General features: G+C 42.6%; 13 protein-coding genes. 5 read left to right on the forward strand and 8 right to left on the reverse strand.

All coding sequences use genetic code 11. The annotated features are described in order from the left end of the window. The first annotated feature begins 60 nt into the window (after window positions 1-60). On the forward strand, window positions 61-1,215 hold the full coding sequence (locus NH153_RS02390; RefSeq protein WP_063700603.1) for an iron-containing alcohol dehydrogenase: 1,155 nt from the start codon (window positions 61-63) through the stop codon (window positions 1,213-1,215). On the opposite strand, the gene NH153_RS02395 is transcribed toward NH153_RS02390, so the two are convergent. Together NH153_RS02395 and NH153_RS02400 are read right to left on the reverse strand one after the other, a co-directional pair. Further along, complete coding sequence (locus NH153_RS02395) at window positions 1,212-1,511, reverse strand: branched-chain amino acid transport AzlD family protein (protein ID WP_063700605.1); 300 nt, start codon at window positions 1,509-1,511, stop codon at window positions 1,212-1,214. The genes NH153_RS02390 and NH153_RS02395 overlap by 4 nt on opposite strands. Next, entirely contained in the window at window positions 1,508-2,215 is a 708-nt protein-coding gene (locus NH153_RS02400) for an AzlC family ABC transporter permease (protein ID WP_063700709.1), read from the reverse strand. Before NH153_RS02400 ends, NH153_RS02395 begins: the two co-directional genes overlap by 4 nt. 152 nt (window positions 2,216-2,367) lie before the next feature. Between NH153_RS02400 and NH153_RS02405 the strand changes: the two genes are divergently transcribed. Continuing rightward, the gene (locus tag NH153_RS02405) at window positions 2,368-3,018 is read left to right on the forward strand and encodes a cytochrome b/b6 domain-containing protein (protein ID WP_063700607.1); all 651 of its coding nucleotides are present in this window, start codon (window positions 2,368-2,370) and stop codon (window positions 3,016-3,018) included. Between the two features lie 61 nt (window positions 3,019-3,079). Here the strand turns inward: NH153_RS02405 and NH153_RS02410 are convergent, their stop codons facing one another. Both NH153_RS02410 and NH153_RS02415 read right to left on the reverse strand, forming a co-directional pair. After that, the gene (locus NH153_RS02410) at window positions 3,080-3,532 is read right to left on the reverse strand and encodes a c-type cytochrome (RefSeq protein WP_063700610.1); all 453 of its coding nucleotides are present in this window, start codon (window positions 3,530-3,532) and stop codon (window positions 3,080-3,082) included. A gap of 91 nt (window positions 3,533-3,623) precedes the next feature. Continuing rightward, a complete protein-coding gene (locus NH153_RS02415; RefSeq protein ID WP_063700612.1) occupies window positions 3,624-4,094 on the reverse strand; it encodes a DUF2721 domain-containing protein in 471 nt (156 codons plus the stop codon). A 247-nt stretch (window positions 4,095-4,341) separates the two neighbouring features. Here NH153_RS02415 and NH153_RS02420 point away from each other — a divergent pair, with 247 nt between their 5' ends. Both NH153_RS02420 and NH153_RS02425 read left to right on the forward strand, forming a co-directional pair. Continuing rightward, window positions 4,342-7,740, forward strand: a complete 3,399-nt coding sequence (locus NH153_RS02420) for a S8 family serine peptidase (RefSeq protein WP_063700614.1) — start codon at window positions 4,342-4,344, stop codon at window positions 7,738-7,740. Between the two features lie 130 nt (window positions 7,741-7,870). Beyond that, window positions 7,871-10,036 carry a S9 family peptidase gene (locus NH153_RS02425; RefSeq protein WP_063700615.1) on the forward strand — a complete coding sequence of 722 codons (2,166 nt, stop codon included), beginning with the start codon at window positions 7,871-7,873 and terminating at the stop codon, window positions 10,034-10,036. 21 nt (window positions 10,037-10,057) lie between these two features. On the opposite strand, the gene NH153_RS02430 is transcribed toward NH153_RS02425, so the two are convergent. Genes NH153_RS02430 through NH153_RS02445 form a run of 4 tightly spaced genes read right to left on the reverse strand, consistent with a single transcriptional unit; the run spans window position 10,058 to window position 13,733 of the window. Then, window positions 10,058-11,533, reverse strand: coding sequence for a sensor histidine kinase (locus NH153_RS02430; protein ID WP_063700617.1), 1,476 nt, complete (start codon window positions 11,531-11,533; stop codon window positions 10,058-10,060). After that, window positions 11,533-12,258 (reverse strand): response regulator transcription factor, encoded by a 726-nt coding sequence (locus NH153_RS02435; RefSeq protein WP_063700619.1) that lies wholly within the window; start codon window positions 12,256-12,258, stop codon window positions 11,533-11,535. Before NH153_RS02435 ends, NH153_RS02430 begins: the two co-directional genes overlap by 1 nt. A gap of 59 nt (window positions 12,259-12,317) precedes the next feature. Beyond that, window positions 12,318-13,022 carry a spondin domain-containing protein gene (locus tag NH153_RS02440; protein ID WP_054563701.1) on the reverse strand — a complete coding sequence of 235 codons (705 nt, stop codon included), beginning with the start codon at window positions 13,020-13,022 and terminating at the stop codon, window positions 12,318-12,320. Between the two features lie 9 nt (window positions 13,023-13,031). Beyond that, entirely contained in the window at window positions 13,032-13,733 is a 702-nt protein-coding gene (locus NH153_RS02445) for a spondin domain-containing protein (RefSeq protein WP_063700620.1), read from the reverse strand. 205 nt (window positions 13,734-13,938) lie between these two features. Here NH153_RS02445 and NH153_RS02450 point away from each other — a divergent pair, with 205 nt between their 5' ends. Continuing rightward, window positions 13,939-14,310, forward strand: a complete 372-nt coding sequence (locus NH153_RS02450) for a DUF4870 domain-containing protein (RefSeq protein ID WP_063700622.1) — start codon at window positions 13,939-13,941, stop codon at window positions 14,308-14,310. Window positions 14,311-14,349 lie beyond the last annotated feature (39 nt).

Below are 14,349 nucleotides of genomic sequence, written 5' to 3' on the forward strand. Positions count from 1 at the left end.
ATAAAAACAACTACAATAGTCGAGTCACTGATTAATACTCACAAATATAAGGGAGTAAGCATGTTAAATTTTAGCTTTGAAAATCCAACCAAAATTCATTTTGGTGAGCAACAAATTAAAGAAATTCAAAATGAGATCCCAAAAAATGCCAAGGTGCTTGTTACTTATGGTGGCGGCAGCATCAAGAAAAACGGTGTTTATGATCAAGTTAAAGCCGCATTAAGTGAGCATACTTGGTTTGAATTTGCGGGTATTGAGCCAAACCCAAGTTACCAAACATGTATGAAAGCGGTAGAGCTGGTTAAAGAGCAGCAAATTGACTATATCTTAGCTGTAGGCGGTGGTTCAGTGGTGGATGGTAGTAAATTTATTGCCGCTGCGGCAGAATTTACTGGCGAACCATGGGATATTTTAGCAAAAGGCGCTGAAGTTAAATCTGCAGTAGCACTTGGCGTTGTACTGACATTACCTGCAACTGGCTCAGAATCAAACACGTTCAGTGTTGTATCAAACTTAGAAACTCAAGACAAACTGCCGTTTGCCAGTGAGTTTGTGCGTCCTCGTTTTGCAGTTCTTGATCCTGCAGTGACATTCTCATTACCTGAGCGTCAGGTAACGAATGGTATTGTGGATGCGTTTGTGCACACGATGGAGCAATACTTAACATATGATGTGGGTGCCAAATTACAAGACCGCTTTGCTGAGGGGATTTTAATGACCCTTATCGAAGAAGGGCCAAAAGCATTTTCTGAGCCTGATAACTATCAAGTGCGTGCGAATATAATGTGGTCAGCAACTATGGCATTAAATGGTTTGATTGGTGCAGGTGTACCACAAGACTGGGCAACCCACATGATTGGCCACGAAATGACTGCGGTGTATGGCTTGGACCACGCACAAACATTAGCGATTGTATTACCGCGTATGATGGCAGAGCAAAAAGACACGAAGCGTGGCAAGCTATTACAATACGCAGAGCGAGTGTTAGGTCTTGATATCAGCGATGAAGATGCGGCGATTGATAACGCCATTGCTGCAACAGAAGCATTTTTCCATAGTGTTAAAATGCCAACTCGTTTAAGCGATTATAAGCTAGATGAAAGTGTTGCAGATAAACTTGTTGCGCAGCTTGAGCGCCATGGTATGACAGCGCTTGGTGAGCGTGAGCAAGTTACACTTGAAAAAAGCCGCGCGATTTTACTAGCGAGCGTTTAACTTAAGATTATAAATAATCCCATCCCTGCCAGTGTTGTGTAGTATATGTTGTGCGTCTTATAAGCCACGATAACAGATACGATAGCAGCACTTAGGTAGGGATTTTGCCAATCTAGATTTATCCCTTCGTCATTAATAAACACAATGGGCACCCAAATTGCGGTGAGTACTGCTGGGGCGCTAAAACTTAAGAATTGCTGCATTTTGGGGCCGACTTTAAACGGTAATGCACGGTGCAAAAATAAGTAACGTGTGAAGAAGGTGATACACGCCATTAATAAAATGGTGGTCATCATTGTGTATGCTCCTCTTTTGCCTGCCAGCGACTAATTAGGTAACCCACTGTCATAGCGATAAGAGCCGCAGTGACAAGCCAAAGTTGAAAGCCCTGATTTTTTAATAGCGTTGCAACAACGCCAGCGGTGATCACAGTAGCCAGTGTTGCAAGGTTCTTTACACCCGGAATAACTAAAGCAATAAACGTGGCTGCGATGGCGAAATCAAGCCCTAGGTGTGTTAAATCGGGGAGGAGGCTTCCTGCGACAATACCAAGCAGGGTCCAGATATTCCAGGCAATATAAAAACTAAACCCGGCACTGAGTGCATAAATAAGGCGCACTTTTGTGCGATAGGCTTTGCGATGATGCGAAAAAGCAAATAATTCATCCGTCAATACAAAACTCACAGGCAGGCGCCAACGAAAGGGTTGATCAATGACTTTGTGACGAATAGCTAAACCATATAAAAAGTGCCGTGAGCTAATAATGAGTGTGGTAAATAAGATAGTTAAAAGCGGGGTATTGCCGGCCATTAATTCAATCGCAACGAGTTGTGCTGAGCCTGCAAATACCAACAACGACATAGCTTGTGTTTCTAAAGCACTGAAGCCATTTTGAACAGCTAACGAACCACATAAAATCCCCCAAGGTAACACCGCAAGGCATAAGGGGAGCATGTCGAAAAATCCTTTTAGCAAGGCTCTTATTGTTGATTTATGCATCTTATCGCTCATGTTTGTTGTTATGGCTCAGATCAAAACGGCTGAAATAGAGGTGTGTCAAAATAACTGAAGTTTGCAATAATGTATAGCCGAACCCGTTGCTGAAATTTCATATCTGCAAGTTATAAGCGTCTTTTAAAGGGAAAGTTACAATGTCTAAAGTTAAAGTATGGGATGGCTTTATAAGAAGCTTCCATTGGTTATTAGTTGCGGCCATCGCAACACTCTATTTTAGTGCTGAAGAAGGTATGTTGGAGCTGCACTTTGCTGCAGGCTACTTTACCTTGGCGCTTATTATTACACGCCTTGTTTGGGGCCTTGTTGGTAGCAAAACGGCAAAACTCTCTGCACTTATTCATTCGCCTGTTGCGGCAATAAAATCGTTTAAAAGCAGTGAGCATAAGGCGGGTCATGGTGCGGCGGGTAGTTATATGGTGATCGCTTTCTTTGTTTTGCTTATTGTGCAGTTAACCTCGGGCTTAATGACTAGTGACGATATTTTAACGGATGGCCCGCTGGTGGCGCATGTATCAACAGACACCGTAGAGCTTGCTGGTTGGTTGCACCATCTAAACTTTGATATTTTGTTGTATGCCATAGTGTTACATATTCTGGCGATTGTGATTTACCGTATCAAGGGTAAGAACTTAGTAAAACCCATGCTAACGGGCAGTAGCGATCAGGTATCGGTCACTGAGCCAGTCACTAAATCACCCGTACTCGCTTTTATTATTTTTGCAGTATGCTTAGTGGTGTTATTTACGACGTGGGGCGCAGAGCCGCTCAGCTATTTGCTTGGGTAGCAACTTCAAAACATGAAAAAAGGCGCTAATAAGCGCCTTTTTAGTTTAAATGATTACTAGACTAGTCTTTGAAAGACTTATGGCAATCTTTACAACCTTTAGCCCATGCGCCAAATGCTTTACCAATTACTTTTTGGTCGCCACTTTGTGCAGCTACTGCTAGCTCATCAGCATATTGTTGGAAAGCGACTGCTTTTTTCATGAAGGTTTCGTTGTCGCTCCAAACAGCTGCAAGTGCAGATGTATCACCTTTATCGGAACCCGCTACAAAAGCTTCCCAAGGCATTTTTGATAATGCCGCTGCATTGTTTGCACGCTTTTGAAAACGTTCTGCATCAAAAGGTACTTTTCCTTTTAGCATATCGCCCATGTCACCAATTTGTACGCGGATCATTGAAAATGCTGCCTGACGATACTCGATTGCATCGCTTGGTTCTTCAAATACAGAATTTGCTGATGCGCCCAGTGCCATTGTTGAAAGCATTGCACCTAGTACTAATTGTTTTAATTTCATTCCTTTTGCCCCTTAAGATGTCATAAAAGTAAACTAACTGAGTTGTATCTTAGCCCAATATAATATTCAAGTGTATTGCGGTTAATCTTAATTAATCATTAATATCAATATCGGCGAAGATCATACCGCGGCGCATGCTTCTTGTTGCTAAGAAAACCTCGCCTAATAAAGATAAAAAACCACAAATCAACAGTGCCATAGCAGCCACAAAACAGCTAGCAATCGTCACGCTTAAATTAATTGATTGAATGTGTGATAAGAATAAGCACATGACCACGGCGCACACCAATAAAGCACTGAGTACACTCAGACTAAATGCAATATGAATGCAGCGTGAGCGTTTTAACAGTGCTCTTAACTCTGTTGTCAGCGACTTATTGAAGTCTTCATCGGTACTGACTTTAAGCTTACGCTCTAACTGTCTCGCTCGATCGGTAATACGCGCTAAGCGGTTTGAAAGCACGCCTAACGTTGCAGCAATACCGGTAATTAAAAAGACCGGTGCAACAGCAGTTTGAATCACTTTTGCCATAGTAAGAATGTTGATTACTTCTGAATTCATTTAACCGTACTCTATTTATTAAAACTCAATACATGATGTTCATTTACAAATGTTTACAACTCTAGCTTGCATGTTTAAACCTCAAAAAAACATATGCTTACAGCTGTTTTGTTGTTCGGTTGCGTACTGAATGTAACGCTAATGTAACGGAAATGTTGTTCTTGTTTGGCTTTCCGTTTTATATTGGGACTGAAACGTAGTTTCAATCACTATTTAGACGATAACATAACATATCCCAGGGGAACCCATGTCTAATAATCTAATAAAAAGAACTGCAGTTGCTTTGGCTGTAACCAGTGCAATGTGCGCTAGTGCACAAGCTAATGACTTTTCTAAATATAATCTTGCCGGTAAAAAATTAATTAAATCGAGCGCCGTCACTAAAAAAGAACAGAAAGCTCATCGTGAAGCGACAAGCTGGCTAGTAAAATTAAATGCTCCAGCAACAATTAATGCGAAAACAATGGGTGCAGATGTAGCATCGATTCAAGCGCAAGCAAAAGTAGCGCAAGCAAGCGTAGAACAAGCTATTAATAGCATGGATTTACCAGTACAAGTTGTTGCTAAAACATCAACATTAGTAAGTTCAATCGTAGTGAATGGTAACAAGCAAGATGTTGCTAAGTTACTATCGAATTCTCAAGTTGAGGGCATTTACCCAGTATACGATTATGAGTTGCATGTTGCTGACAGCGCTGACTATATTGAAGCAACGCCTTTAGTTTCTAATGGTTTAGCAACAGGTGAAGGTGTTCGTGTTGCTGTACTTGATACAGGTATTGACTACACTCACACTGCTTTTGGCGGTGCGGGTACAGATGAAGCATATGCTGCAGCGATTGCTGACCCTGCTTCTGTAGATTGGCCACAAGGTAAGGTATTAGGCGGCTACGACTTTATTAATGATGATGCTGACCCTATCGATGTGACAACTAACCACGGTACACACGTTTCTCACTCTGTGAACGGTATCGCGCCAAACGTAGATTTATTCGTTTACTCTGTGTGTAATAGTGGCTGTCCAGGTCTTGCGCAATTATTAGCACTTGAAAGCGCAATGGATCCGAATGGTGACGGTGATATGAGCGACCGTGTTGACGTTGTAAATATGTCACTAGGTGGTGATTACGGTGATATTGCCAACGATGCTGTAGGCTTATTCATCAACCAAGCGGTTAAGCTTGGCACAAACGTTGTTATCTCTGCTGGTAATGACGGTGCATACCCGTTCATCGTTGGTGGTCCAAGTACAACTGAAAACGCTCTTTCAGTAGGTGCAATGACTCACCCTACAGGTGAAGAATCAGTTGGTAGTGGTACAGTTAATGGTGAAGAAGCGATTGTACAACCAGCCAGCTTCGGTCCACAAACCGCATTCAGTTACACCAGTGACAACCTTGAGCTAGTTTACCCTGACGCAAACCAAACAGCATGTGAAGCGTTTGCTGATGATGTTGATTTCACAGGTAAAGGCGTAATTCTTGACCGTGGTGCGTGTAACTTCAGTGCGAAAGTATATTACGCACAAGAAAAAGGCGCAGTATTTGTTATTATCGCAAACAACACTGATGATGGTACGCCAGCACCTATGGGTGGTTCTGAGCCACTTGTTACTATTCCTTCAGTAGGCGTAACATTTGCAGCAGGTACGGCGCTTAAAGCGGGCGGTACATTTAATTTAACGGTTGAGCGTCTTGTTATGTCTGGTGCGATTGCAGACTTCACATCGCGTGGTCCTTCAATGGGCGGTCTGTTAAAACCAGAAATTACTGCACCAGGTGTTAACATCATGACTGCTCATCCAGGTCTTGGTGATGGCCTTACAGGCGCAACGGGTACATCATTCTCTGGTCCTATCACAGCAGGTGCGGTGAGCTTATTGAAAGAAGCGCTACCAGAGCGTAACGCGTTTGAAATCAAAGCGACGTTAATGAACACTGCAAACCTAAATGTGACTATGGAGCCATTAGCAATCAACCCTGATGCTGAGCTTGCACCAATTAGTTACATCGGTGCGGGTCTTGTTGATGTAAACAAAGCGGCTAACTTACCAGTTGCAGCGTGGGCTGCAGATACTAAACAAGCAGCACTTTCGTTTGGTTTAGTGAATGCATCAGAAACCGTTGAGCTAACTAAAACAGTTCAAGTTAAGAACTTCTCTAACGAAGATAAAGTGTACACGCTTTCTCTTGAACAACGTTATGCAGATGATGTTGAGCGTGGTTCATTCGCTCTTGATTACCCAGAGTCAATCACAGTGCCTGCAGGTCAAACAATGTCATTCGACGTAACTGCGACAATTGATCCTGCAACGTTACCAGAGTGGACATTAACGGATGACAATATCGGCTCACAAGATGCAACGGCTGATTTAACTAACCTAGAACTTGATGGTGCGTTAATCTTCTCTGAAGGTAGTGATGAAGCATTCCACCTTGTTTATCACGTATTACCAAAAGCAAATGCAGCAATGAGCTTCATGCCTGTGGTAACAGATAATGGTGTTGCACATGAAGTGACAAATACAGGTGCTGTAGCACTTGAGCCAGTGTTCGCGCCAACAGTAATGACTGATGATGTTGATGAAGACCAACGCTTTGACTTAGTGGGTGCGTCAATCGAAACGTTTGCTGTATCAACTGAAATCTGTGAAAGCGGTTTTGTGACATTAACGACGCTTGTTCTAAATGAAGGTATTACACACTCTTATGTGGGTGGCTTCATGGCTGACTTCGATATGGACCAAGATGGCGAATACGATGTAACGGTACAAAATGGTAAGTTAGAATGGTTCTACGATGTTGAGCCAGGCACAGCAATTACCTTTACACACGGTTACGGTAGCGCGTCTGGTTTCTTAGACAATGTTTACCAAATCATCGGTAATAACCACCTGACAATGCAAAGCTGTATTGAAGCATTTGGTCTAACTGCTGAAGATATGGGTAAAGCGAGTGCAAGCATTCGTTTCCGTACAGAAGAAGAAACATGGACGCCAATTGCATCAGGTGAAGGTGATGTTGCAATGGGTACTTACACATTCACTGATGCATCAAGCGATGTATATGCAATGCTTGTTGATGACGCTGGTGAAGTGGTTAGTTCAATTGAACCAGGTGCTTCAGCGACATTATACAATGCAGGTGAAGATTTCATGATCCTTTCAGACTCAGGTTCTAAAGCATATGCTGCAACACCTGAATCTGATTCAAACACTCCACCAGTTGTTGCTGATGCTGAGTTCTCAGTAAATGAAAATGCAGAAAACGGTACGGTAATTGGTACCTTAGAAGCAACTTACGGTGCTGACTTAGCAAGCCCTGTAACTGAGTTTATCGTAATTAGCTCAACGTCAACGGCTGTGTCAGTAACATCTTCAGGTGATGTTGTAGTTATGAATCAAGACGTACTTGATTATGACGCTGGTTTAACATCAATTGAGCTTGAAGTTGTTGCAACTGACAGATCAGGTAATGTTTCAGAGTCTGCGATGGTAACTGTTACAGTTAACAACCTAGCTGATGAAGCATCTGAGCAACCAGTTGTAGTTGAAGAGCCGAAGAAGAAATCTTCTTCAGGTTCACTAGCATGGTTAACATTACTTGCTGCACCGTTCGCATTTATGCGTCGTCGTAAGCAAAAGTAATTACTTGATAAGTAATTGATAAAAGGGAGCTTCGGCTCCCTTTTTACATTGCTTCACAAAGGCTACTTATATATTGCAGTTTTTTTACTTATATTGGAGACGGAATAATAAAAACGAACACAGGAATCCCATGAAAGTTGGCCATTCACTTTGCCTTGCGGCACTCTCTTTAGCTGTTCTATCAGCGTGTAATAAAGTCCCAGATAATAAAGAACAAGCTGTTATTACAGAGCAAGTTCAGATTGCAGCACCCGTCGCCAAAAAAATACCTCATGAAATGACCATTCATGGTGACACACGTATCGATAACTACTATTGGATGCGTGATGATGAACGCAAAGATGCCGCTGTTATTGCTCATTTGAATGCTGAAAATGCGTATGTTGAAAGTAAACTGGCACATACTCAAACGCTACAAAACACCCTATTCGAAGAGCTTAAAGGGCGTATTGAGAAAGATGACGATACCGTACCGACAAAAAAAGGGGAATATTACTACTTCTCACAAACGCGCGGTGATGACGAATACCCGGTTTATGTACGCAGCAAAGATAGCCTAGGAGAAGATAAGCAGGTTATTTTAAATGTGAATGAGCTTGCTAAAAATCATGACTATTTTGCCGTAACCGGTTTAGCTGTGAGCCCAAATGGCAATTTGCTTGCTTATGGTGAAGATACCGTGAGTCGCCGTATTTACACAATTAAAGTAAAAGATTTAACCACAGGTAAAATGCTCACAGAAAGCCTTGAAGGCACAGAAGGTGATGTCGTGTGGGCGAATGACAACAAAACCTTTTACTACATCAAAAAAGACCTACAAACGCTGTTAGGCTACCAAGTATATCGCCATACGCTAGGCACCCCGCAAGCTGACGATGAACTCGTTTACGAAGAGGAAAACACTAGTTATTACACCGGTATTTACAAGAGCAAAGACCAACAAGAGATCTATATTAGTCATGGTAGCACCAGTGCATCTGGCGTCTCGGTTATTGATGCTAATGATGTCAAAGCAATGCCAAAACGTTTTATTGAACGCGAAGCAGGGCTTGAATATGACATCAAAAAGTTAGGCGATTGGTATTACATTGTTACTAATTTAAATGCAGTTAACTTTCAACTTATGAAAGTGCACCGCGATAAAGCGCATGATAAAGCGCAATGGCAAACGCTAATTGCTGGTCGTGATAACGTAAAGCTTGAAGGCATCGAGTTATTTAACAATCATTTGGTATACGAAGAGCGAGAAATGGGGCAAACCCGTATCACTATTCGTGACCTTCGTAACCAACAAGAGCAAGTCGTAGCGTTTAATGACCCAACTTATATGGTCTTTAGTTATGGTAATGGTGAGTTAGATAACCCTAACTTACGTGTTTACTATTCAAGTATGACGACGCCAGGCAGCAGCTACGATATCAACCTAGAAAGTGGCGAAAAAACCCTGCTTAAACAGCGTAAAGTGTTAGGTGATTTTAATCCTGACAATTATGCCTCTGAGCGAGTTTACGTGACCACCCGAGATGGTGTCGATGTTCCTGTGAGCCTTGTTTATCGTAAAGACAAGTTCAAAAAAGACGGCTCGAATCCGCTTATGCAATATGGTTATGGTTCGTATGGTGCGACCATGGATCCGAGCTTTTCTAGCTCTCGATTAAGCTTACTTGATCGTGGTTTTGTGTTTGCGATTGCGCATATCCGTGGCTCACAAATGCTGGGTCGTCCTTGGTACGAAGACGGCAAGTTGCTGAAAAAACAAAACACCTTTAATGACTTTGTTGATGTGACTAAATCATTAGCAGCTCAAAAGTATGGTGATAAGGATAATATCTTTGCCATGGGTGGCAGTGCAGGTGGCTTACTAATGGGGGCTGTTGTGAATCAAGCGCCTGATCTTTATAAAGGGGTGATTGCAGCAGTGCCTTTTGTTGATGTAGTCACGACCATGTTAGATGCCAGCTTACCACTGACAACGAATGAGTATGACGAGTGGGGCAACCCGAATGATAAAGTCTATTACGATTACATGCTGTCATATTCGCCGTATGACCAAGTTAAGAAGCAGGCTTACCCAAATATGTTAGTCACCACCGGCTTACACGACTCTCAAGTTCAGTATTTTGAGCCTGCAAAATGGGTTGCTAAGCTACGTGAATATAAAACCGATGATAACTTGCTGCTGTTCAAAACCGACATGGAAGCAGGGCACGGTGGTGCTTCTGGGCGCTTTAAAAGCTTGCAAGATACCGCTTTATATTACGCCTTTATGCTCGATTTAGCGGGTATCGAAAAATAATAACAACACAGGCATCCGTGATTAAGCGGATGCCTGCATTGCTAAATTAAAACGAAATTCACTGCCTTTTCCTAGGGTACTTTTTACGTTTATTTCACTATCCATTAGGGTGAGCAGTTGCTTGCAAATAGCAAGTCCCAAGCCTGTTGAGCCTCGTTTTATACTATTACGTGCTTGATAATGAGGTTCGAAAATCGCATTGAGTTCATCCTCATGAATACCAACCCCGGTATCAGACACTGCCACGTATAACTGATCACTTTGCTGGCTAACTTTAACGGCTATTTCACCGCCATTTGGGGTGTGCCGAATGGCATTTTCGATTAAGTTTGTAAGCACCCGCTCTAATTTTGCAATATCTGCTGTCACGGTAAAATCGCAAATTTCGGGAATAACCTTGAGCGAAATACCTGCTGATTGCGCTGTTAGAGCAAGCTTTGCCACACAATCATAAATCAACTCGCCCAAATTAAAGGTCTCGGATTGTATTTTCACTTGGCCGCACTCTAAATTAGCCAGCTCAAAAATTTGTTCAATCAGCTGTTTTAGTTGCTGGCAGTTATCCATTGCAAGGTTGAGATAATGACGTTGCTCAGGCTCGTTTAAGTGGCTATCCGGTTTATTGATCACCTCCAAAAAGCCGTGCAGTGAAGAGAGTGGCGTACGTAAATCGTGTGATAAATGAGTGAGCAACTCACGGCGTTGTCTATCAGCGTGCTGTAATGACTGAAATTGCTCATCAATACGCGCCAGCATGGCATTGACGCCTTTGCTTAAATTGCCAATTTCATCATCAGCTGTATAGCTAGAGTCCAATGACATTTTGGTTAGGCTGTAGTTAGCCGCTTCTATTTTATTAAGCTCTTTATTGAGTTTTTTGAGCGGTAAGGTGAAAAACCGAAATAACAGCAACATCGCAATAAAGAGCGCAACTAAGGCGGCTATAAACCACATTGCGGCTAGCCAAAGGTTATCATTGGCTTTAATGTTTTTAAGGGTTGTATCGTAAGCTTGCCCGCCAATTATCACGTACAAATAGCCTTGCAGTTGTTGCTGATTATAAACTGGTGCGGTCGAAAAAATTTTTACGCCATCGTTGCTACGTGGATCGTCACCATAAATTGGCGTGGCAGTGGGGTTGTCGAGCAGCTGCTGTATCGGGCTTAAGTTTATTTGTTGCCTCACGACTTGCCCCGGTTTGGCGGAATAAGTCAGTAAATGACCTTCTGGATCTACAAAATAAAATTCAAATGCCGGACCAAGTATCATCAGCGTGTGAAATAAGTTTTCTAGTGCCTTATAGTCATACACACCTTGCTGGATCAGTGGGTTATCATGCACTAAATGTTCGGCTAATTGGAGGTGCAAATTTTGCTGAGCATGGTGTACCGAGCTTTGCTCTAATTGCTTACTCCAATTTAAAACAAGTGCGCACAACAGGCTAAAAATAATCACTAATGACCAAGCGAGTTTTTGATAAAGCGTCATTGATTTCATTAGTTTGCACTCAATTGACCGGGGTTTAATTTATAGCCTACACCCCAAACTGTTTCGATAAAATTGGCTGAGTGATGTTGCTCAAACTTACTGCGTAAACGGTTTATATGGGAATTAACCGTATGCTCGTAGCCGCTGTGTTGATAGCCCCATACTTGGTCTAGTAGCTGCTGGCGGCTAAAAACATGGTTTGGGTGTTTGGCAAAGTAGACCAGTAAATCAAATTCGGTGGCGGTTAAGTTAATTACTTGGTCAGCTAAAAATGCTTGGTGGCTGGCAAATTCAATGTGTAGCTCTCCAAGTTGAATTGCCGCTTGAGCGCTATCTTCATGGTGTGATTGAGCTGCTATAAGTTGTGACCTATGCCGTAATTGTGTTTTTATTCGTGCTTGTAACTCTCTAGCGAAGAACGGCTTGCAAATGTAATCATCAGCGCCCATTTCCAGACCAATCACTCTGTCCATATCGCTACTGAGTGCGGTCAGTAAAATAACGGCAATACTTGGGTAGTGCTCTTTAATTTTGCGACATAAGCTCAAGCCATCCATTTGTGGCAGGTTAATATCAAGCAGTACTAAGCCATAACTTGAGCTGGCAAGCTTCTTTATTGCAGTTTCTGCGCTCGAGGCTTCATCAATATGTAAGTTTAGGCAGTGCAATTGTGTGCTAATAAGTTGGCGGATTGCTCTATCATCTTCGACGATTAATAATTTTTCTTGGCGCATGGCTCACTCCAAATCACAGAGGCACATCCTTATGACCTTCTGTGTAAGGAGTGCGATTATTATTGCGTCCGCGTTATCGTGATCCGAGCAACCGGGTTATCAAACTTATGCTGGCTGGTGAGCACTGAGTTTGTCAGGCCATCATCTTGACTAACCACACCTGGGTGCATTGCAACACGGTTAATATCGTCACGCATTTCGTTGTAGCCTTCGCCTGAGTCGGCAGGGCCTGGGATCGTGCCTTGTGCTTCAGAGTTAGCCTCTGTGCCTGCATCATAGGCAAAACTAGTGCGAGACAGTGACTCATTAACCGCTAACGAAGACACGTCTATTGCATTAAGACCGGTAAACGCGTCATTTGTATTCACCAACATGGTCGCTAAGCTGATTTTTAATGAATCAAGCTGCTCAGTACTCAGCATTAAAGTGACTTGCTCACCTGGAGGGAGTGGACTCTCAGCTGAGCTTGAGGCCATAGCAAAATCAGTTGCTAATAATTCACTGTTATCTCCTCCTTCAGCCATTAATTCGAGCGCAGCAGAAGCTGGTTCACCTATTTGCCAAAGCATACCCTCAGAGTGAGCAATGGCTGCAATCGGTGACAATGGTTGGGCATTGGTTAAATTCGTAACTTGTACTGTAAATTCATAGCTCATAACGGGCATTACAGGATCTGTTACTTCCACCTCGTTATTATCTGAATCCCCACAGGCCGCAAGGCTGGCACTCAATGCGAGGATAATTAAGCTTTTTGAAAAGCGCATAATAACCTCCTATTTAACCGTAACTGTTAGCATCGCAACTGGATTTAACCATCTGTGTACGGTGTTATCGAGGTCACTTATCCCCGCTTCTAAATCGTCGTCGCCTAAGTTACCCGGATGAATATGCACCATCATATTCGTTTCGCTACTGGTGACGCCGCTGCCATTCATACCCGCATTGCCACCCGGTGCAGCAGGAATACCTGGCGTGCCCGGCATGCCTGAGCCTTCAACAACAAGCTCATCATTGGCTTCGGTGCCCGCATCATAGGCATTGAGATAAACAGTGTAGGTACCAGCTTCTGTTGGGATCATCCAACTATCTAAACCTACAAAGCCATCATTGGTAGGCAGTAGCATGGCTGTTAGAGATAAGTAGTTATTGCCATCCTTGGTGGATAAGCTCGCCATCGTTGAGCTTGCTGGTGCCAGTAAACCTTCAGCTGGATTGGCAACCATGTCGCTGTTTGCGGCTGTGGCTTCAGTCATTAATGGCTCGAGATTGCCACCTTCAGCCATAGTTTGTAGGGCTGTAGAAGCAGGCATAGCAACGCTGAAAAGTTTGCTATCACTGTTATGAGCTGTAATGAGGATAGGGGTAAAGTGTAAACCTTGCGTGAGGTTAGTTAGTTTTATATCAAGCTCAGCAGCTTGGCTTGCAAGGCTAGTTACTGCGCATGCAGCGAACAAAGTTAAAGGTAAAGCTTTCATGTGAGATTCCTGTTTTTGATGATTCAAAACCAGTATCGAATAGCAATATCCAGAAACTCTCACAAAGTTATCACATTTTTATCACAGCGTTGATTACAGTCTTTAGTGTTGGTTTGGAGTATTAAATTTAACCAATTTAGCTAGGGTAAAAGGTCATTACAGTTTATAGTAGAGAGACAAACAGACCCATAACAAGGAATTTAAAATGGATGATAATCAAAAGGTTGAAATAATTGTGGCAGATAAAGAGCAGCGCACATGGGCAATGTTTTGTCACTTAAGTGCCTTAGCCGGCTTGCTTTTCCCGTTCGGCTCAGTGATTGGACCTTTGATTGTTTGGCTTGTAAAAAAAGAAGAAATGCCACTTGTAGCTGAGCATGGACGCAAGTCATTAAACTTTCAATTAACCATGATGATCGCCTACATTGTCTGCTTTATGCTGATGTTTGTTGTCGTTGGTGTCATTCTGTTGCCATTGGTTGCGCTATTATCATTGATTATGGTGGTCGTATCGGCGATTAAAGCCAACGATGGTAAAGAAGTTAAATACCCTATGGCGATAGAATTTATAAAGTAAACTAATTGCCATATACTAAAAGCTCAGCCATTTGCTGAG

This window comes from Pseudoalteromonas gelatinilytica (assembly GCF_001641615.1).
Lineage (GTDB): Bacteria > Pseudomonadota > Gammaproteobacteria > Enterobacterales > Alteromonadaceae > Pseudoalteromonas > Pseudoalteromonas gelatinilytica.

Excerpts from the sequence above, each read along its gene's own strand:
- NH153_RS02425 (WP_063700615.1), top strand. The coding sequence starts at position 7,871 with ATGAAAGTTGGCCATTCACTTTGCCTTGCGGCACTCTCTTTAGCTGTT.
- NH153_RS02440 (WP_054563701.1), bottom strand. The coding sequence starts at position 13,022 with ATGCGCTTTTCAAAAAGCTTAATTATCCTCGCATTGAGTGCCAGCCTT.
- NH153_RS02420 (WP_063700614.1), top strand. The coding sequence starts at position 4,342 with ATGTCTAATAATCTAATAAAAAGAACTGCAGTTGCTTTGGCTGTAACC.
- NH153_RS02395 (WP_063700605.1), bottom strand. The coding sequence starts at position 1,511 with ATGATGACCACCATTTTATTAATGGCGTGTATCACCTTCTTCACACGT.
- NH153_RS02405 (WP_063700607.1), top strand. The coding sequence starts at position 2,368 with ATGTCTAAAGTTAAAGTATGGGATGGCTTTATAAGAAGCTTCCATTGG.
- NH153_RS02400 (WP_063700709.1), bottom strand. The coding sequence starts at position 2,215 with ATGCATAAATCAACAATAAGAGCCTTGCTAAAAGGATTTTTCGACATG.
- NH153_RS02450 (WP_063700622.1), top strand. The coding sequence starts at position 13,939 with ATGGATGATAATCAAAAGGTTGAAATAATTGTGGCAGATAAAGAGCAG.
- NH153_RS02390 (WP_063700603.1), top strand. The coding sequence starts at position 61 with ATGTTAAATTTTAGCTTTGAAAATCCAACCAAAATTCATTTTGGTGAG.
- NH153_RS02435 (WP_063700619.1), bottom strand. The coding sequence starts at position 12,258 with ATGCGCCAAGAAAAATTATTAATCGTCGAAGATGATAGAGCAATCCGC.
- NH153_RS02415 (WP_063700612.1), bottom strand. The coding sequence starts at position 4,094 with ATGAATTCAGAAGTAATCAACATTCTTACTATGGCAAAAGTGATTCAA.
- NH153_RS02430 (WP_063700617.1), bottom strand. The coding sequence starts at position 11,533 with ATGAAATCAATGACGCTTTATCAAAAACTCGCTTGGTCATTAGTGATT.
- NH153_RS02410 (WP_063700610.1), bottom strand. The coding sequence starts at position 3,532 with ATGAAATTAAAACAATTAGTACTAGGTGCAATGCTTTCAACAATGGCA.
- NH153_RS02445 (WP_063700620.1), bottom strand. The coding sequence starts at position 13,733 with ATGAAAGCTTTACCTTTAACTTTGTTCGCTGCATGCGCAGTAACTAGC.